Annotated in this window: 12 protein-coding genes; 10 read left to right on the top strand and 2 right to left on the bottom strand. The window is 73.2% G+C overall.

The window, feature by feature from the left end; all coding sequences use genetic code 11:
• Positions 1-140 precede the first annotated feature (140 nt).
• The gene (locus ACZCAH_RS05540; protein WP_464340121.1) at positions 141-1,571 is read left to right on the top strand and encodes an MFS transporter; all 1,431 of its coding nucleotides are present in this window, start codon (positions 141-143) and stop codon (positions 1,569-1,571) included.
• A 40-nt stretch (positions 1,572-1,611) separates the two neighbouring features.
• Here ACZCAH_RS05540 and ACZCAH_RS05535 read toward each other — a convergent pair whose 3' ends face one another.
• Entirely contained in the window at positions 1,612-3,129 is a 1,518-nt protein-coding gene (locus ACZCAH_RS05535) for an MDR family MFS transporter (RefSeq protein WP_464340120.1), read from the bottom strand.
• A gap of 343 nt (positions 3,130-3,472) precedes the next feature.
• On the opposite strand from ACZCAH_RS05535, the gene ACZCAH_RS05530 reads away from it, so the two are divergent.
• The 5 genes from ACZCAH_RS05530 (at position 3,473) to ACZCAH_RS05510 (ending at position 10,466) form a co-directional block, all read left to right on the top strand.
• Positions 3,473-4,561, top strand: coding sequence for a transglycosylase family protein (locus ACZCAH_RS05530; protein WP_464340119.1), 1,089 nt, complete (start codon positions 3,473-3,475; stop codon positions 4,559-4,561).
• A gap of 202 nt (positions 4,562-4,763) precedes the next feature.
• Positions 4,764-5,705 (top strand): methylenetetrahydrofolate reductase, encoded by a 942-nt coding sequence (locus tag ACZCAH_RS05525; protein WP_464340118.1) that lies wholly within the window; start codon positions 4,764-4,766, stop codon positions 5,703-5,705.
• Positions 5,702-8,044 carry a 5-methyltetrahydropteroyltriglutamate--homocysteine S-methyltransferase gene (metE, locus tag ACZCAH_RS05520; RefSeq protein ID WP_464340117.1) on the top strand — a complete coding sequence of 781 codons (2,343 nt, stop codon included), beginning with the start codon at positions 5,702-5,704 and terminating at the stop codon, positions 8,042-8,044. The genes ACZCAH_RS05525 and metE overlap by 4 nt, the downstream gene beginning before the upstream one ends.
• 91 nt (positions 8,045-8,135) lie before the next feature.
• Positions 8,136-9,593: a GTP pyrophosphokinase gene (locus ACZCAH_RS05515; protein ID WP_464340116.1), complete on the top strand. Its 1,458-nt coding sequence runs from the start codon at positions 8,136-8,138 to the stop codon at positions 9,591-9,593.
• A gap of 21 nt (positions 9,594-9,614) precedes the next feature.
• Positions 9,615-10,466, top strand: coding sequence for a PHP domain-containing protein (locus ACZCAH_RS05510; protein WP_464340115.1), 852 nt, complete (start codon positions 9,615-9,617; stop codon positions 10,464-10,466).
• Positions 10,467-10,488: 22 nt separating this feature from the next.
• On the opposite strand, the gene ACZCAH_RS05505 is transcribed toward ACZCAH_RS05510, so the two are convergent.
• Positions 10,489-11,877 (bottom strand): MATE family efflux transporter, encoded by a 1,389-nt coding sequence (locus ACZCAH_RS05505; RefSeq protein ID WP_464340114.1) that lies wholly within the window; start codon positions 11,875-11,877, stop codon positions 10,489-10,491.
• A 217-nt stretch (positions 11,878-12,094) separates the two neighbouring features.
• On the opposite strand from ACZCAH_RS05505, the gene ACZCAH_RS05500 reads away from it, so the two are divergent.
• The 4 genes from ACZCAH_RS05500 (at position 12,095) to ACZCAH_RS05485 (ending at position 18,531) form a co-directional block, all read left to right on the top strand.
• Entirely contained in the window at positions 12,095-15,508 is a 3,414-nt protein-coding gene (locus tag ACZCAH_RS05500) for an efflux RND transporter permease subunit (RefSeq protein ID WP_464340113.1), read from the top strand.
• Positions 15,509-15,541: 33 nt separating this feature from the next.
• Complete coding sequence (locus ACZCAH_RS05495; protein WP_464340112.1) at positions 15,542-17,083, top strand: sensor histidine kinase; 1,542 nt, start codon at positions 15,542-15,544, stop codon at positions 17,081-17,083.
• Positions 17,080-17,769, top strand: coding sequence for a response regulator transcription factor (locus ACZCAH_RS05490; RefSeq protein ID WP_464340111.1), 690 nt, complete (start codon positions 17,080-17,082; stop codon positions 17,767-17,769). Before ACZCAH_RS05495 ends, ACZCAH_RS05490 begins: the two co-directional genes overlap by 4 nt.
• 78 nt (positions 17,770-17,847) lie before the next feature.
• Positions 17,848-18,531, top strand: coding sequence for a hypothetical protein (locus tag ACZCAH_RS05485; RefSeq protein ID WP_464340110.1), 684 nt, complete (start codon positions 17,848-17,850; stop codon positions 18,529-18,531).
• The last annotated feature ends 85 nt before the right edge of the window (positions 18,532-18,616 follow it).

The raw sequence follows: 18,616 nt of genomic DNA, 5'->3' as shown, positions 1-18,616 counted from the left end.
CCACCCGGCTCCGCCGCCGTCGGCGTCCTCCTCCTCCGTCGCCGTCGTCGGCGTTCAGCGGCCGTCGTCCGCGCCTCGCCCGGTGTCCCGCCCATCACCCCGACCCCCCGAATCCTGCAGTGACTGCATAAGGTGTCGGGGTGATCCCCGACCCCAGCGCCCCCGCCCCCACGGTGCGCCGCAAGCCGCTCCTCGCCGTCCTCCTCGCCCCGCTGTTCATGGCCCTCATCGCCGTGAGCGTGATCAACGTCGCCCTCACCGCCATCGGTGAGGGACTCGGGGCGGACTCGAGCGGGCTGCAGTGGGTCCTCTCCGGCTACGCCCTCGCCTTCGGCGTGCTGCTGGTTCCCGCCGGTCGGATCGGCGATGCCACCGGCCGGCGCCGCGTGCTCATCATCGGCATCGGAATCTTCACGCTCGGCTCGCTGCTCTCGGGTCTCGCCCCGAACGTCGAGGTCCTCAACGTCTCTCGCATCCTGCAGGGCGTCGGCTCCGGGCTGCTGAACCCTCAGTCGGTGGGCCTGATCCAGCAGCACTTCCGCGGGCAGGCGCGCGCCCGCGCCTTCGCGGCGCTCGCCACCACCGTCGCGGTCGCGACCGCCGTCGGCCCCGTGATCGGCGGGTTGCTCATCCAGCTGCTCGGTCCCGAGCTGGGCTGGCGGTGGATGTTCCTGATGAACGTCCCGATCGGCATCGCCGCGATCGTCGGCGCGTTCAAGCTGATCCCCGACGACCGCGTGCGCACCCGCACCCGCCCCGATCTGGACCCCGTCGGCGCAGGGCTGCTGACCCTCGCGATCCTCGGCATCATGCTGCCCTTCCTCGAGCGGGGCGCGAGCGTGCTGGTGTGGCTGTCCCTGCCGGCGGGGCTGATCGTCCTGGGCCTGTGGTGGGCCTGGGAGCAGCGCTACAAGCGCGCCGGGCGACCGCCGATGGTGGATACCGCGATCTTCTCCCAGCAGGCGTTCCGCAACGGGATCGTGATCATCTCGGTGTACTTCCTCGGCGCCACCAGCATCTGGATCATCGTCCCTCTCTTCCTGCAGATGCACCTCGGGCACACCGCCCTCGAGGCGTCGCTGATGGGCCTGCCGTCCTCGATCGCCGCGGCCTTCTCCTCCCAGTTGGGCGGGCGGCACGTGCTGCGGCTCGGCCGCAAGATGGTGATCGTCGGCTTCGGCATCGCCTTCGTGGGCCTCCTGTGCACCACGATCCTCGCGGGCTTCGTCGATGCCGGATGGGTGGCCTTCTGGTGGCTCGCGGTGCCGCTGACCCTCATGGGCCTCAGCCAGGGACTGACCATCTCGCCGAACCAGACCCTCACCTTGAACTCGGTCGATCCGCGCTTCGGCGGGGTCGCGGGCGGGATCTTGCAGCTCGGTCAGCGCACCGGCGCCGCGGTCGGCACCGCCATGATCCCCGGCATCATCTTCTCCCTCACCGAGGGCGGGCACTCGTGGCTCGAAGCCTTCACCATCGCGATGGTCATCATCATGGCGCTGACCCTGGTCGCGATGGGCGTCGGCTTCGCCGACCGGGCCCGGGAGAGGTCGGCCCCCGGAGCGCTCTGAGGGACAGGGCGGGCCGGGGGCCGACGGGGGAGCGGGGTGCTCAGGCGGCGCGCACCTGCTCCTCGGTCGCCGGCTCCGCGGGTTCGCCGCCGACGGGGGCGTCCCCGGCGTCCAGCGGATTGCGGCGGATGAACAGCGCGATCACGACGGTGATGGCGCCGAGCGCGGCAGAGATGGTGAAGGCGACCGAGGTGCCGGCGGAAGTGCCCGCCGCGGCGGAGCCGCCGTCGGCCGCGACGCCCGCCGCGATGCGCGACATGATCGAGACCATGAGCGCGGCGCCCGCGGCACCCGCGACCTGCTGCACGGTGCCGACGATCGCCGAGCCGTACGGGTAGAGGCGGCGCGGGAGCGAGCCCATCGCGGTGGTCATGAGCGGCGTGAACACGAACGCCAGGCCGAGGGACATGATCACGTGGCCGACGACGATCAGCCACGCCTGCTCGGGCACGCGGGACATGATCGCGATGCCGAGCACGACGGCGGCCAGGCCCGGCACGAGCAGCGGCCGCGGCCCGACCCGGTCGAACAGCCGCCCGACCAGCGGGGCCAGGAGGCCCATCGCCAGACCGCCGGGCAGCATCATCAGGCCCACGGTGAGGGTGGACAGCTCGAGCACGCGCTGCAGGAAGATCGGCAGCAGCACGACGGTGCCGAACATGGCACCCATCATCACCACCATCAGCGCGACGGCCACGGAGAAGTTGCGCGAGGCGAAGGTGCGCAGGTCCAGCAGCGCCCGCTCGACCTTCTGCAGGATCAGCTGGCGCCAGACGAAGAGCACGAGCGCCGCGACGCCCACGATGAGGGCGATGAGAGCGGCCATCGGGGGGCCCGACGGGGCGTCGCCCCCGTGGCCGCCGCCGGAGATGCCGGTGAGGCCGTAGACGAGGGCGCCGAAGCCGACGCCGGAGAGCACGACGGAGAGCGGATCGGCGGGCTTGGGCTCGCCCTCCTGGACGTTCTGGATCCAGCGCAGTCCCAGGCCCATCGCGAGCAGCGCGATCGGCAGCACCAGCACGAAGAGGAAGCGCCACGGGGCGACCGAGAGGACCAGGCCCGATATGGTCGGGCCGAGCGCCGGGGCGACCGAGATGACGATCGAGATGTTGCCCATGACCAGGCCGTGCCGCGAGGGCGGGACCAGGTTCAGCACCGTGGTCATCAGCAGCGGCATCATGATCGCCGTGCCGGAGGCCTGCACGATGCGGCCCAACAGCAGGGGCAGGAAGGCGGGCGAGATCGCGCAGATCAGGGTGCCGACGGTGAAGGCGCTCATCGCGATCGCGAAGACCTGACGGGTCGAGAAACGGCCCATGAGGTAGCCGGTGATCGGGATGACCACCGCCATGGTCAGCATGAACCCGGTGGTCAGCCACTGGGCGGTGGTCTCGACCAGGCCGAGGTCGTCCATGATCGGGGGCAGGGCCACCGAGAGCACGGTCTCGTTGAGGATCACCACGAACGCGCTGAACAGCAGCAGCATGATGACGTGGCGATCGCGTCGGGCGAGTGCGGGGGAGGCGGGGGCGTGCGCGGGGGCCGGGGTGTTCTGCACCCGAGAAGACTAGGTCCGCTTCCTGTCGGACCGACAGTGCTTATCGGGAGGGACGCGTCACCGTTCACCGAGGGCGGAGGGCTCTCGGGGCACGCGCGGCCCGCCGACGGGGCGTGAGGAGTGCCCGAGAATCACACCGATGTCATTCTCGAAAAGCGGCGAGCGATTCGCACGGGCGGTAAAGAATCGGCAAAGCCAAGATTCGGGTTCGGTTTCCCAGGTGTCCCCGGTCGGTTTCGGGAATGCATAGTCGATCCGTGCGCGGAGCTCGCGCGCGGCCGCGACCCCCGGGCCGTGGCCGATCGGGCCGGCCATCCCTTCCTCTTCTTCCCCAGGAGTCCCCATGACCCCCCGCCTCCGCACCCATCGCGCCGACGGCCCTGCGCAGTACTTCCGCGGTGTCCGCGTCGCCCCGAAGGTCGCCGCCGCCACGGGCGGTGCGGTGATCGCCGCGGGCCTCGGGATGACCGGCGCGGGCGTCGCCCAGGCCGACGGCTCCGTGTGGGACAAGGTCGCCCAGTGCGAGTCGGGCGGCAACTGGTCCATCAACACCGGCAATGGCTACTACGGCGGACTCCAGTTCTCGAAGTCCACCTGGCGCGCCTTCGGCGGCACCGAGTACGCCTCGACGGCGGACAAGGCCACGAAGTCCGAGCAGATCGCCGTCGCCCAGCGCACCCTGGAGAAGCAGGGGCCCGGCGCCTGGCCCACCTGCGGCAAGCGGGCCGGCCTCACCCGGTCCAACGGCGGCGCCGACGCGAACGCCCAGCCGTCCGGCACCTCCGCGCGCCCTGCGGAGAGCACCCCCTCCCGCTCCGAGTCCTCGCGCGGCCTCGCGGTCGACGGCAAGTTCGGCCCGGCCACCACCCGCGCCCTGCAGAAGTGGATCGGAGTGAGCCAGGACGGCTCGCTGTCCAGCTCCGACATCAAGGTGCTGCAGTCGCGGATCGGTGCGGAGGCCGACGGGAAGATCGGGCCCGAGACCACGCGCAAGCTCCGCGCCGCGATCGGCCAGGGCGACAACGGCGCCCGGAACTTCCGCACCGATTCCTCGACGGTGCGGGCGCTGCAGAGCTACCTCAACACCGGCGCCGCCGCCCCCGCCAAGAGCAGCTCCTCCTCGTCGAGCTCCTCGTCGAAGGCTTCCTCCTCGAGCTCTTCGAGCACCGGCGACCTGGTGGTCGACGGGAAGTTCGGTCCGAAGTCCACCCGCGCCCTCGAGGCCTGGATCGGCGTCGGCCAGGACGGCTCGCTGTCCACCGCGGACATCAAGGCGCTGCAGACGAAGATCGGCGCCGAGCCGGACGGCAAGATCGGCGCCGAGACCACCCGCAAGCTCCGCGCCGCGATCGGCCAGGGCGACAACGGGGTCTGGGACTTCCGCACCAGCTATGCGACCGTGAAGGCGCTGCAGACCTTCCTCAACGGCTGATCCGGCGGCGGCCGCGCAGAGCCGCCCGCCCTCGCTCCGACGACGCGTCGGCCCCCTCGGGGGTCGGCGCGTCGTGCTGTTCCGTACGACCGCGACGACCTCAGCCGTCATCCGCCGACGCATCCCGCCACCTTCGACTCCCTACCTCATAGACCCTCACAAACCTTCCCCGGGCGGCGGGCCCGCTCCTAGGTTCTCGGCCATGTCCGTCTCCACAGCCCCGCTCGCCGCTCTCGGCCGCGCCGCTGCGCGCACCCGTCCGGCGCTCAGCTACGAGCTGTTCCCCGCCCGCTCCGACCTGTCCTTCGAGCGCCTGCGCGACACCATCGCGCAGCTCGAGGCGACCGCGCCGGACTACGTCTCGGTGACCTCCCGCACGGGTCACGGCAACCTCGACCGCGTCCTCGAGCTCGCCGACCACGTGCTCGGCGAGACCTCGCTGCGCCCGCTCGTGCACCTCACCGCGATCGGCTCCACCCGGGAGCAGCTCACCGCGATCGTCGGCGCGCTGCTGGACCGCGGCGTGCGCGGGATCCTCGCCCTGCGCGGCGACCAGCCCGAAGGCCATGATCCGGACGCCGACGAGATCCCCTTCGCCCGCCCGCTGGTCGAGCTGATCCGCGCCGTGGAGCGCGAGCGCACCGCGGCCCTCGCGGCGGGGCGCGTGAGCGTGGGCGTCGCCGCCTATCCGCACCGCCACCCCGAGTCGCCGACCGCCCAGCACGACCTCGAGGTGCTGCTCGCCAAGGAGCGCTCGGGCGCCGACTTCGCGATCACGCAGGTGTTCTTCGACCCGTCCGCCTACTGCTCCCTGGTGCGTCGGGCGCGCGCCGCGGGCCTCACCCTGCCGATCATCCCCGGCTTCGTCCCGGCCACCGACCCGAAGCGGCTCGCCCGCCTCGCGGCGCTCAGCGGGGTCGAGCCGCCCCGCAGCCTGCTCGAGGCGCTCGCCGCGGCCCCCGATGACACCACCCGACGACGGATCGGCGTCCGCCACACCGCCGAGCTCGCCGCCCGGGTCCTGGACGACGGGGCCCCCGGACTGCACCTGTTCACCTTCAACTCCCATGCCGACGCCCTCGACGTCCTCGAGTCCCTCGACCTGGACCGCTGGTCCACCCCGACCCCTGGAGACCCCCGATGAGCCACCAGAGCACCCCCAGCCCCGCCGCCCTGCCGCCCGCGCTCCCGATCGGTTACCCCCGCATCGGCCCCGACCGCGAGCTGAAGAAGGCCGAGGAGGCCTACTGGGCCGGTCGCATCGACCGTGCCGAGCTGGACCGGCGCACGCGCGCCCTGCGCGGCGCGACCCGTCGTCGGCTCGCCGATCTCGGACTGACCGCCTCCGCCGCCGCGCCCGAGTCCTTCTCCCTGTACGACCAGGTGCTCGACGCCGCGCTCGCGATCGGCGTGATCCCCGACCGCTTCGCCGCGGTGCTCGACGCCGACGGGAGGGTCGACGACGACGGCCTCTTCGCCCTCGCCCGCGGCACGGCCGAGCAGCCCCCGCTCGAGATGACCAAGTGGTTCGACACCAACTACCACTACCTGGTGCCCGAGATCGGCCCGGACACCGACCTGCACCTCGCCTCGACCCGCGTGATCGATCTGTTCACCGAGTCCCTCGAGGACGGCGCAGGTACCCGGCCCGTGCTCGTCGGCCCCCTCACCCTGCTGCTGCTCGCGAAGGCGCAGGACGGCGCCCCCGAAGGCTTCGACCCGCTGGACCGCCTCGACGACGCGGTCGCCGTGTACGCCGAGCTGCTCTCCCGCCTCGCGGCCGCCGGCGCCCCCTGGGTGCAGCTCGACGAGCCCGCCCTCGCCGCCGACCAGCGCGTGGATGGCGCCGCGCTCGCCGTGCTGCTCGAGCGCTCGATCGGCCGCCTCGCCGCCGCCTCGGACCGTCCCCGCCTGCTCGTGACCACCCCTTACGGCGGGATCGGCGATCTGCTGCCGTCCCTGCTCGCGACGGGCGCCGAGGCCGTCCACCTCGACCTCACCCGGGGCGAGATCCCCACCGCCGCCCAGCTCGCCGGGGTCGCCGGGGTGCAGCTCGTCGCGGGCCTCGTCGAGGGCCGCTCCGTGTGGCGCACCGAGCTGCCCACCGCCGCGGCCCGGCTCGAGCTGCTGCGCGCCCGCGTCGCCGAGGCCGGCGGCGACCCCGCGGCCGTGGTCGCCTCCACCTCGGTGTCGCTCCAGCACGTGCCCCACACCCTCGAGCGCGAGGGGTCCCTGCCCGCCGAGCTCGCCGCGACCCTCGCCTTCGCCGACGAGAAGATCACCGAGCTGATCTCCCTCGCCGGCGGCGAGGTCCGGACCGGGGACGTGGACGGTCCCCGCTCCGTGCCGCGCACCTTCGCCGGGGTGCGGCACGAGGCGGTGCGGGAGCGGGCCGCGGCCGTCACCGCCGCCGACGCCGTCCGCACCGACTACGCCCGGCGCGCCGAGGCGCAGCAGGCCGCCCTCGGCCTGCCCGCCCTGCCCACGACCACCATCGGCTCCTTCCCGCAGGTGGGGGAGGTGCGGGCGGCCCGCGCGGCCCACCGTCGCGGCGAGCTCGATGCGGCCGGTTACGAGCGGGCCATGCGCGAGGAGATCGCCCGCGTGATCGCCCTCCAGGAGGAGCTGGGGCTCGACGTCCTGGTCCACGGAGAGCCCGAGCGCAACGACATGGTGCAGTACTTCGCGGAGAACCTCGCGGGCTTCGCGACGACCGAGCACGGCTGGGTGCAGTCCTACGGCTCCCGCTGCACACGCCCCTCGATCCTCTTCGGCGACGTGCACCGACCCGCCCCGATCACGGTGGGCTGGGCGACCTACGCCCAGTCCCTCACCCCCCGCCCCGTCAAGGGCATGCTCACCGGCCCCGTGACGATCCTGGCCTGGTCCTTCGTGCGCGACGACCAGCCGCTGGGGGAGACCGCCGCCCAGGTGGGCCTCGCGCTGCGCGACGAGGTCGCCGACCTCGAGGCGGCCGGGATCGGGATCGTCCAGGTCGACGAGCCCGCGCTGCGCGAGCTGCTCCCGCTGCGCGCCGCGGATCACGAGGCCTATCTCGACTGGTCCGTGCGCTCCTTCCGTCTCGCCACCTCCGGGGTGCGCGAGGAGACCCAGATCCACACCCACCTCTGCTACAGCGAGTTCAACGTGGTGGTCGGGGCGATCGACGCCCTCGACGCGGACGTCACCTCGATCGAGTCCGCCCGCTCGCGCGGCGAGATCCTCGAGGCGGTGGACCCCGACGCCTTCCCCCGCGGCATCGGCCCGGGCGTGTGGGACATCCACTCCCCGCGCGTCCCGAGCGCCGAGGAGATCGCCGAGCAGCTGCGCCGGGCGCGGGGCGTCGTCCGCGCCGAGCGGCTCTGGGTCAACCCCGACTGCGGCCTGAAGACCCGCGGCTACGCGGAGACCGAGGCCTCGCTGCGCCATCTCGTCGCCGCCGCCCACGCGGTCCGGGCGGAGGTTCCCGTCGTGAGTGCCTGAGTCGCCTGCGGATCCCCGCCCGTCCGTGCCGCCCCCTACAGTGGGGGCGGCGCGGCCCGGGCGCGCCGGGGGACGAGGAGGGGAGCTGGGCATGGCAGGCAGCGAACGCCGCACGGACAGCGCGCGGCCGGAGATCGACTACACGGCCTGGGACTGGCTGCCCCGCGCCGCGGAGGAGATCCACGACTACCTCGAGCGGCTGCTCGCGGAGGCCTCCATCACCGAGCACTCGGTGGTCGCGCGCCCCAAGTCCATCGCCTCCTTCCAGGAGAAGGTGCTGCGCAAGGGCTACACCGACCCTCCCCGTCAGGTCACCGACACCGTCGCCGTGCGGCTGATCATGTACTCCCGCACCGACCTGGACCGGGCCGCGGAGCTGGTCCGCGAGCGCTTCTCGGTGAGCGAGGAGCCCGAGCCCGCCCAGCACAAGCCCGACTCCCACCGGGGCTACGAGAGCGCGCACCTGGTGATCACCGGCGAGAGGCCGGGCCAGGAGCACGACTGGTTGCTCCCCGGCGGCGCCCTGACCCGCTACTTCGCGGACTTCGGCGGCCTGGAGATCCAGATCCGCACCATCGCCGCGCACGCCTGGGCGGAGTTCGAACACGCCCGCCGCTACAAGAGCGCCGCCTACGAGGCGATCTCCGCGGCGGACCGCGAGGAGGTCGACCGCCTGTTCGGCCTCGCCGCCGACGCCCGCGCCGCGCTCGACGCCGCCTTCGTGCGCATCGAGGAGGTGCTCGCCGCCCCGCCCTCCTCCCTCGAGCTGCGCGCCGAGGACGGCGAGGACGAGACGGAGTCCGGGGACGGCCAGGAGCAGGCCGCGGATCCTGCCGACGGATCCGAGCACCTCTCCGAGGACCTGCTCGACGCCCCCTCCCTGCGCACCCTGCTGGCCGAACGCTTCCCCGAGGACACCGCGGGCAGCGCCGCCGGGGTCGACTTCGCCGTGGACCTGCTGCGGACCGCGGGGATCACCCGCCGGGGCCTGCTCGAGCGGGAGCTCTCCGCGGTCGACAGCGACCAGGTGCGCCGCCTCATGGACGTGAAGACCCCGGTCACTCGCGTCCGGCGGCTCGACGACGAGCTCCTCGCGCTCTACGGCGAGGAGTACATCGCCGACACCGAGGACATCGGCCGCTCCACGCGCCGCGGCAACCAGCTGCGCTGGCGCTACGACCGGCTGCGCGGCAAGGTCACCCTCGGCCGTCGCAGCGTGCGCTACCAGCTCTTCGGCGCGGACTGCCCCGCGTCGGTGCGCGCCCTGCGGATCCCCGCCCAGCGGGCGGTGCGCGAGGTCGCCCGGATCCTCGCCGAGCGCTCGGGGCCCGACGGAGTGCTGCGGGACGGGGCGATCAGCGCGGCCGACGACCTCCCCGTCGGCGCCCGCTCCCGCCCGGTGCGCCTGGCCGACGGGAGCCAGCTGTGGATCGCCACGGCGCTCAGCCGGCGGGCCTCCGAGCGGCTGCTCGCCTCGCTCCTCGAGGACGCGCACGGTGCGGACCTGGTGGTGCTGCGCGACGGGGAGCGTTTCCTCTCCGCGTCCTGAGCGCTGTGGAAAGCTGTGCCCATGCGTCTGACCGCCGACAGCCACGTGCACAGCGAGTTCTCCTGGGACACCGGCGGCCCCCGCTCGGCCGCACGCGGCACCATGGAGGCGACCTGCGAGCGGGCCGTGCACCTGGGTCTGCCTGCGGTCTTCTTCACCGAGCACCTCGATCTCGAGGACGCCTGGCTGACGGACCCCGAGGACTTCGCCGAGCACGAGAAGCACCTCGTCGGCGCCGACGGTTTGGTCGCCGTGCCGCCCTTCGACGTCGACGGCTATCTCGAGAGCATCGAGCGCTGCCGGGTCCGCTTCCCGCAGCTGCGCATCGGCACCGGCCTCGAGTTCGGTCAGCCGCATCTGCGCACCACCGCCGCCCGGGCGCTCCTGGACCTGGGACTCTTCGACCGGATCATCGGCTCCCTGCACACGGTGGCGCACGGGGACGCGCGCTGCGAGCCGAACACGCTGTTCCGTCGGCTCCCGGCCGACGAGGTGATCCGCCGCTATCTCGCCGAGGTCCCCGCCCTGGTCGCGGGCGATGAACCCTTCGAGGTCGTCACCCACCTCGACTACGCGGCGAGGTACTGGCCCGAGGAGGCGGAGGGACCCTTCGACCCGCGGTGCTTCGAGGAGGAGTTCCGCACGGCGATGCGGGCGATCGCGGCGAGCGGACGGGCGCTCGAGATCAACACCCGGCGGCTGCGTCCCTGGATCACGCAGTGGTGGGCGGAGGAGGGCGGGCGCGCCGTGAGCTTCGGCAGCGACTCCCATACGGCCCCCGCTCTCGCGGCGAACTTCCCCGAGGCGATGCTCCTCGCGGAGGCCGCCGGATTCCGGCCCGGGAACGACCCTCGCGAGCTCTGGCGGCGCTGAGGGAGGGGCCGCGGCTGACCCCTCACGCCCCCGTCCGCATCCAGGCCTCGCCCCGCACCCGCCAGCCCAGCGTCGCCGCGCGGGCGATCATGTACAGCAGGTTCGTCGCGATCCACAGCGCCGCCGTGCCCAGCGGCCCCGCCGGCGTCAGCACACCGACGGCGATCGCCCCGGGCATCACCGCCGCCGCCGCGACGATCCCCGCCCGCGCCAGGTACGGCGCGTCGCCCGCGCCCATCAGCACCCCGTCGAGCACGAACACGTAGCCCGCGACGGGCTGCGCGAGGACCAGCACCCACAGGGCAGCGCGCAGGTTCTCCTGCACCAGCGGATCGGGGCTGAACACCTCCGGCACCACGTAGCTCGCCGCGAGCAGCAGCACCCCCACGACCGCGCCGCCGCCCACGCCCCAGCGGGTCAGCCGCCGCGTCACCGCATGCACCGTCGTGGTGTCGGCGGCACCCAGGTAGCGGCCGGTGAGCGCCTGGCCCGCGATCGCGAGGGCGTCCAGGGCGAGGCTGAGCAGCAGGAACACGGTGCTCGCGAGCTGGTGGGCGGCGAGCTGCACGTCCCCCAGCCGGGCCGCGACGAGCACCGTCACGATGGAGACCACGCGCAGGCTGAGGGTGCGCACCAGCATCGGCACCGCCTCGCGGCCGGTCACGGCGACCGCCCGCAGATCCGGTCGGAGCGAGATCTGCGCACCGCGGGCATAGCGCCGGACGGTCCCGAGCAGCACCAGCGCCATCAGCCACTGGCAGACAACCGTGCCCAGGGCGCTGCCCGCGATACCGAGGTCCAGACCGAAGATCAGCGCGGCGTTGAGCGGCACGTTCAGCAGCGCGCCGCCGACGGCGACCACGAGCGGCAGGCGGGCGTCCTGCATCCCGCGCACCAACCCCGTCGTCGCCTGCACCGCGAGCATCGCCGGCAGTCCGAGCGCCGAGATCCGCAGGTAGACGATCGCCTCGGCGGTCACCGCCGGACTCGCCCCGAACAGCCCCAGCAGCCACGGCCCGGCCGGCACGAGGAGCAGCAGGCACGCCGCGCCGATCATCAGCGCGAGCCACGAGGCGTCGACGCCGCGGGAGATCGCCTCGCGCCGCCGGCCCGCGCCGAGCGCCCGCGAGACCGCGGCCGTGGTCGAGTAGGCGAGGAACACCGACAGCCCCACCACCGTGGTTAGCACCGTCGAGGCGACCCCCAGCCCGGCGAGGGAGGTCGTCGAGACCCGGGCGATGAACGCCGAGTCGACCAGCACGAACAGCGGCTCCGCGATGAGCGCCCCGAGGCTCGGCACCGCGAGGCGGAGGATGTCCCGGTCGACGGCGCGGCGCGCGGCACGGGGCGAGGACGGCTCCTCGGGCGAGGCGGGATCTGGGGGTCGGGGCGACGCGGGCACGGGTCTCATTCTCTCCGCTTCTCGCCGTTGGTTTCCGCTCCGCGCCATTGCTCCGCCCCGTCGCTCCGCCCCGGCGTCGACCGCTGACGGACGGACGCGGCAGCACCGACCTCCGTCGGATACCCGCCTCCAGGGAGGTGTGCCAGAGTGCCACCGGAGGGTCCGACGTCGCCTCCGGGCGCGGGGTCGCACCGTGCCGTCAGCCGCCGCGCCCCCGAGGAGCACGATGAACCGCCTCGCCCGTCTGAGCCTCAGCAACAGGTCGTTCATCGCCCTGGTCTGTCTCGCCGCGTCCATCATCGGCGTCTTCGCCATGACCACGATGCGCCAGGAGCTCATCCCCTCCGTCTCCCTGCCGCAGATCCAGGTGGTCACCACCGCCCCCGGTTCCTCCTCGGAGCAGGTCCGCGACCGGCTCACCCGCCCGATCGAGCAGTCCCTAGGAGGGCTCGAGAACGTCGAGAGCACCTCCTCGACCTCGCAGGCCGGCATGTCGATGGTCACGGTCGAGCTGACCTACGGCACCGACACCGCCCGCGCCGCCAACCAGGTCGACGCCGCGCTGTCCCGTCTCGACGGCCAGCTGCCGGAGGACGCCGAGCCGCAGGTCGTCGCCGGCGGCACGAGCGATCTGCCCGCCGTGGTGCTGTCGATCTCCTCGGACCTCGACCCCTCCGAGCTCGCGGGCCGTCTCGACGCCTCCGTCACGCAGGAGCTCGAACGCGTCGACGGCGTCTCCTCCGTCGCCGTGATCGGCGCCCCCGAGCAGATGGTGCGCATCACGCCCGACGAGGCGGCGCTCGCCGAGCACGGCCTCGTCGAGGACGACATCGCCACCGCCCTCGACGCCTCCGGGCTGTCCCTGCCGGGCGGCGAGGTGGTCGACGGCGACCGCACCCTCGACGTGGTCCTCGGCCAGCGCGTCGACAGCATCGAGAGCCTCGAGGGCATCATGCTCATGCCCTCCCAGGAGACCCCGGCCGAGGAGGCCCCGGCCGACGGCGAGCTGGGCGCCGGCGGCGAGGAGGGCACCGAGCAGACCGCCCCCGCCCAGCCCGTCGCCCTCGGGGAGGTCGCGACCGTCGAGCAGACCGTCCAGGACCCCACCTCGATCTCCCGCACGAACGGCCGCGAGTCGCTCGTGGTCATGGTGACCGCGACCGCCGACGGCAACGTCGTGGACATCTCCTCGGGCGTCGAGGACGTGCTCGCCGACACCCTGCCCGGCGTGGGCGGGGACGCGCAGGCCGACGTCGTCTTCGACCAGGCGCCGTTCATCCAGGAGTCGATCCTCGCCCTCGCCGAGGAGGGCCTGCTGGGCCTGCTCTTCGCGGTCGGCGTGATCCTGCTGTTCCTGCGGCGCGTGCGGCCCACGATCGTCACCGCGATCTCGATCCCCACCTCGCTGCTCATCGCGTTCATCGGGATGCTGGTCACCGGCTACACGCTGAACATGCTGACCCTCGCGGCGCTCACCATCTCCATCGGCCGCGTGGTCGACGACTCGATCGTGGTCATCGAGAACATCCAGCGCCACATGACCTACGGCAAGGCCAAGCTGCGGGCGATCCTCGACGCCGTGGGAGAGGTCGCGGGCGCGATCACCGCCTCGACTCTCGCGACGGTGGTGGTCTTCCTGCCGATCGCGATCGTGGGCGGCATGGCCGGGGAGCTGTTCCGGCCCTTCGCCCTCACCGTCGGCATCGCGATGCTCTCGTCGCTGCTGGTCGCCCTGACGATCGTGCCGGTGCTCGCGTACTGGTTCCTCAAGGCCCCGAAGGGCCACGAGGACCTCGACCCCGAGGACGAGGAGGCCGTGGCCCGGATCCGTGCGGCCTCCGAGGAGAAGGAGGAGGGCGGCTGGCTGCACCGCGGCTATGCGGCGGTGCTGCGCGGCACGGTCGACACGCTGACCCGGCGCCTGCTCACCGTCGGCGCCGCGATCGTCGTGCTGATCGCCACGGTGCCCCTGTTCCAGCTGGTCAACATCAACTTCCTGGGTGACACGGGGCAGAACATCGCCTCCCTCACCCAGACCCTCCCCGCCGGGACCAGCCTCGAGCAGTCCTCCGAGAAGGCCACCGCCTCCGAGGACGCCCTGCTCGGGATCGACGGGGTCGAGACCGTGCAGACCACGATCGGCGGAGGCGGCTTCAGCCTCGGCGGCTCGGGCAGCAACGAGATCAGCTTCTCCATCACCACCGACGCTGAGGCCGACCAGAAGGAACTCCTGGACGAGATGGTCAGCGCCCTCGAGGCGCTGCCCGAGCCGGGCACCGTCGAGGCGGCCGACATCGCCTCGCCCACCGGCTCGAGCTCGGTCGACATCCTCATCACCGGCCCCACCGCCGCGGACCGCCAAGCCGCCAACGACGCCCTGCTCGCCGAGCTCGACCCGCTGCCCGCGGGCGTCGCCGAGGTCACGAGCGACCTCCAGGCGGACCAGCCCACCGCCGTCGTGACCGTGGACCGCGAGGCCGCCGCGCAGCGCGGGCTGACCGAGGAGGCCGTCGTCGGACTCGTCGCGCAGCAGATGTTCCCCGGCGCGATCGGCAGCATCACCCTCGAGGACACCGAGCTCGACATCTACGTCGAGCGCGGCGAGAGCGTCGACACCCTCCAGCAGCTGCGCGACATCGAGCTGATGGGGTCGATCCCGCTGACCGACGTGGCGAGCGTCGAGGAGGTCGCCTCGCGGCCCGCGATCGACACCCGCGACACCCTCGAGACCGTCACCGTCTCCCTCGCCCCCTCCGGCGAGGACGTCAGCGAGGCGACCGTCGCCGCGCAGGACGCGATCGAGGCGGCGGACCTCCCGGAGGGCGTGGAGGCGACCGTGGGCGGCACCGCCGCGGACATCGACGAGACCTTCGGCCAGCTCGGCATCGCCATGCTCGCCGCGATTCTGCTGGTGTACGTGCTGCTGGTGTGGATCTTCAAGTCGCTGATCCAGCCGCTGATCCTGCTGGTCTCCATCCCCTTCGCGGCGACCGGCGCTCTGGGCCTGCTGGTCATCACCCGAGTCCCTCTCGGCCTGCCTTCCATGATCGGCCTGCTGATGCTGGTGGGCATCGTGGTCACCAACGCGATCGTGCTCATCGACCTGGTCAACCAGTACCGCCGCGCCGGCATGGGCCTCGACGAGGCGCTGCACCTGGGCGCCGCCAAGCGACTGCGCCCGATCCTCATGACCGCGGCGGCGACGATCTTCGCGCTCGTGCCGATGGCGCTCGGCATCACCGGCAACGGCGGCTTCATCGCGCAGCCGCTCGCGGTCGTGGTGATCGGCGGCCTGATCTCCTCGACCCTGCTCACCCTGGTCATCGTCCCGGTGCTGTACCGGATCGCGGAGGGCCCGGGGGAGCGCCGACGGCTGCGCGAGGTGGAGCGTCAGGAGGGTCTGCGCCGCGGGCGCGAGGCCGCCGAGGCCCAGCGCCTCGCGCAGCAGCAGGCCGAGCGGGACGCCGCCGTGCGAGCCGCCGGAGCCGCCTCGGACCGCCGCACCGTCACCGGGTCGATCCCCGCCGCGCCCGCCGAGGGCCCGGCCCGACCGTCGGCCGGATCGCACCGCGGCCGCCGGGTGTCGCTCCGGGAGCGCGGCGGGATCCTCGGGATCCTCCGCGCCCGACGGAGGCGCTGACCCGCCCCGTCGGCCGTCCCCTACGATCCCCGTATGCCCGAGACGACCCCGCGCCGCCTCCCGCGCCCCCTCTCGGCGCGCGGCTGGTCGGTGCGCACCCGGGTGCTCTCCACCGTCGTGCTGTTCATGGCGATGGGGCTCGCGGTGACCGGGGTGCTCACCTACGCGGCCCAGTTCCGGGTGCTCGAGGAGCGGCTGCAGAGCGAGCTCGAGCAGGAGCTGAGGGAGCTCGAGCTGATCGCGAAGGACACCGACGAGGACGGCGAGTACCAGCACGAGAGCGTCGACGAGGTGCTCCATGCCGCGACCACCTCGGCGGTCCCCTCGGACAACGAGACGGTGCTCGCCCTGATCGACGGCGAACCCGCCTACAAGCCCTTCCAGCAGGACTTCGAGCTGGTGGGGGAGGGGGTCCCCGGCTCCGCGGAGATGCTCGCGGAGATCGAGCGGCTCCACGTGCCGGGACGCACCGTCACCACGACCGTCCAGCACGAGGGACGCGATCTGCGGATGCTGATCGCCTCGGTCCGGGTCGCCGGGGACGACGCCGAGGGGATCTTCGTGGTCGCCGCCGATGTCGGCCCGCCCCAGGCGGAACTGTGGCGCTCCGTGGCGACCTTCACGGTCATGTCGCTGCTCGCGCTCCTGGTCGCGGCGGTCCTCGCCTACCTGGTGACCGGGCGGATGCTGCGTCCTCTCGAGTCGCTCCGCGAGGCGACCGAGCAGATCACGGTCGACGACCTCGAGCGGCGCGTCCCCGTGCCCGAGGGTCGGGACGACATCGCCGCGCTCGCCCGCAACTTCAACCGGATGCTCGCCCGCATCCAGGCCGGTTTCGTCGAGCAGCGCCGGTTCATGAGCGACGTCGGCCACGAGCTGCGCACCCCGCTGACCATCGTGCGCGGCACCCTCGAGACCACCGATCCCGGTGATCCGGCGGACGTCCGCGAGGCCCACGAGATCGCGATCGACGAGCTGGATCGCATGGGCCGCGTGGTCGGGGACCTGTCCGAGCTGGCCGCTTCCTCCCGCCCCGACTTCGTACGGCCGCGGAGGACGGATCTCGGGGACGCCGTCCGCTCGGCCTTCTCCCGCCTGCCCCACATCGGGGAGCGCGAGTGGGTGCTCGAGCGCACCGCCGAGGGGGCGGTGCTGCTGGACCAGCAACGCCTCACCCAGGCGCTGGTGCAGCTCGCCGCCAACGCGGTGCGCTACAGCGAGCCCGGGACCCGCATCGCCGTGATCGCGGACCGGGTGGCGGGCCCCGCCGGACCCGAGCTCCACGTCGCCGTGCGCGACCAGGGGATCGGCATCGCCGCTGCGGACCAGGAGCGCATCTTCGAGCGCTTCACCCGGGTCGAGGGCGCTCCCGGCTCGGGCTCCGGCCTCGGGCTGCCGATCGTGCGCGCCATCGCCGAGGGGCACGACGGCGAGGTGCGCGTCGAGTCGACGCTCGGTGAGGGCTCCACGTTCACCCTGGTCCTGCCCTGGCGCACCCCGGCGGACGGCGATACTGGGGACGAGAGCGCCGTGAGCGAGGGCCCGACCGAGAGGCCCGGAGGGAGCAGTCGATGAGGATCCTGATCGCCGAGGACGAGGCGCGCATCGCCCGGTTCATCGAGCGGGGGCTGAAGGCCAACGGCTACGCCTCGACGGTGGTGGAGGACGGCATCAGCGCCCTCGATCTCGCCACGAGCGGCGACTTCGACCTGCTGATCCTCGACGTGGGGCTGCCGCGCATGGACGGCTTCCAGGTGCTGAAGGCCCTGCGCGGCATGGACGTGCAGCTCCCGATCCTCATGGTCACCGCCCGCACCGGCGTGGACGACACGGTGCAGGGCCTCGAGGGCGGCGCCAACGACTACATCGCCAAGCCCTTCCGCTTCGAGGAGCTGCTCGCCCGGGTCAAGCTGCGGGCCCGGGAGGCGGCCGCGGGGGCGGCGACGGCGAGCGCCGACGTGCTCGGCCTCGGGGATCTCACCCTCGACCTGCGCACCCGCGTCGCGAGCCACGCCGCGGACGGCGAGCCGCGCTCCGTCGAGCTCTCCTCGCGCGAGTTCACGATGGCTCGCGTGTTCCTGGAGAACCCGGGGCAGGTGCTCACCCGCGACCTGCTGCTCTCGAAGGTGTGGGGCTACGACTACGACGGCGCCTCCAACGTGGTCGACGTGTACGTCGGCTACCTCCGCGGCAAGCTCGGCGCGGCCCGGATCGTGACCGTCCGCGGGGCGGGCTACAAGATGGTCGACCCCGCCGCCTGACCAGGGGCGCGACGCCCATGAGAGACCTCTCATGAACCGCTCACGGGCGCTTCATCGCCCCCGTCCATGCTCGCGACCATGAAGTCGCTGCGCACCCTCGCGATCCTCGTCGCCGTCGCCCTCGCCGCCGTGGGGCTCGCCGTGCTGCCCGCGGTCGAGCCGGCGCCGGCGGAGCGGCCCGGGATCATGGTGGGCGAGGACTCGCTCGAGTACCCGGACGCCTCCGACGCCGGGGGAGCGGGCGGCGCACCCGAGGGTTCGAGCGCGGGCGCTGCGGCGACGGCCGACGGCTCCGGCGCTGCGGCGGGTGACGCCGATGGTGCTGCGGCAGGCACGGCCGACGGGGACGGGACGTCGGTCGCCCTGCCCACCGCGGCCGCCGGATCCTCCTCCCGCACCGTCCCGCTCGGCTCCCAGGGCATGCAGTACGAGCCCTCGCCGTCGCCGTCGCCGGCCCCTGCTCCCGCCCCCGCGCCGACGAGCTCCGGGTCCTCGGACGGCTCCGGCTCCGGCGGCTCTGGCGGCTCCAGCTCGTCGAGCTCGTCCAGCTCGGGGGACTCCGGGGGATTCGGCGGTTCCAGCAGCTCGGGCGGTTCCCGTTCCTCCGGCTCCTCGTCTCCCTCGTCCTCGACGCCCCGCGCCCCCTCGCGCCCTGCCGCCCCCAGCAGCGCCTGCGAGTGGGGCGACGACGGCTGGGAGTGCGACGACGATGACGACGACGGCGGCGGCGGCGATGACGATGACGACGATGACGACGACTGATCGTCCCGCCACCGACGACCCAGCCACCACCCGCCCAGCCCCGACCCACCTCGACCCGCCCCCATCCCCACTCCACCTCCGGTGA

The organism is Brachybacterium sp. B718/18 (assembly GCF_055454375.1).
The sequence above is the reverse complement of the archived record's forward strand: the minus strand, read 5'-3'. Positions and strand labels throughout refer to the sequence as shown.

Bases quoted from the DNA above. Each gene is read 5' to 3' on its own strand.
- ACZCAH_RS05495 (WP_464340112.1), top strand. From the start codon at position 15,542: ATGCCCGAGACGACCCCGCGCCGCCTCCCGCGCCCCCTCTCGGCGCGC.
- ACZCAH_RS05525 (WP_464340118.1), top strand. From the start codon at position 4,764: ATGTCCGTCTCCACAGCCCCGCTCGCCGCTCTCGGCCGCGCCGCTGCG.
- ACZCAH_RS05505 (WP_464340114.1), bottom strand. From the start codon at position 11,877: ATGAGACCCGTGCCCGCGTCGCCCCGACCCCCAGATCCCGCCTCGCCC.
- ACZCAH_RS05530 (WP_464340119.1), top strand. From the start codon at position 3,473: ATGACCCCCCGCCTCCGCACCCATCGCGCCGACGGCCCTGCGCAGTAC.
- metE (WP_464340117.1), top strand. From the start codon at position 5,702: ATGAGCCACCAGAGCACCCCCAGCCCCGCCGCCCTGCCGCCCGCGCTC.
- ACZCAH_RS05515 (WP_464340116.1), top strand. From the start codon at position 8,136: ATGGCAGGCAGCGAACGCCGCACGGACAGCGCGCGGCCGGAGATCGAC.
- ACZCAH_RS05490 (WP_464340111.1), top strand. From the start codon at position 17,080: ATGAGGATCCTGATCGCCGAGGACGAGGCGCGCATCGCCCGGTTCATC.
- ACZCAH_RS05500 (WP_464340113.1), top strand. From the start codon at position 12,095: ATGAACCGCCTCGCCCGTCTGAGCCTCAGCAACAGGTCGTTCATCGCC.
- ACZCAH_RS05485 (WP_464340110.1), top strand. From the start codon at position 17,848: ATGAAGTCGCTGCGCACCCTCGCGATCCTCGTCGCCGTCGCCCTCGCC.
- ACZCAH_RS05510 (WP_464340115.1), top strand. From the start codon at position 9,615: ATGCGTCTGACCGCCGACAGCCACGTGCACAGCGAGTTCTCCTGGGAC.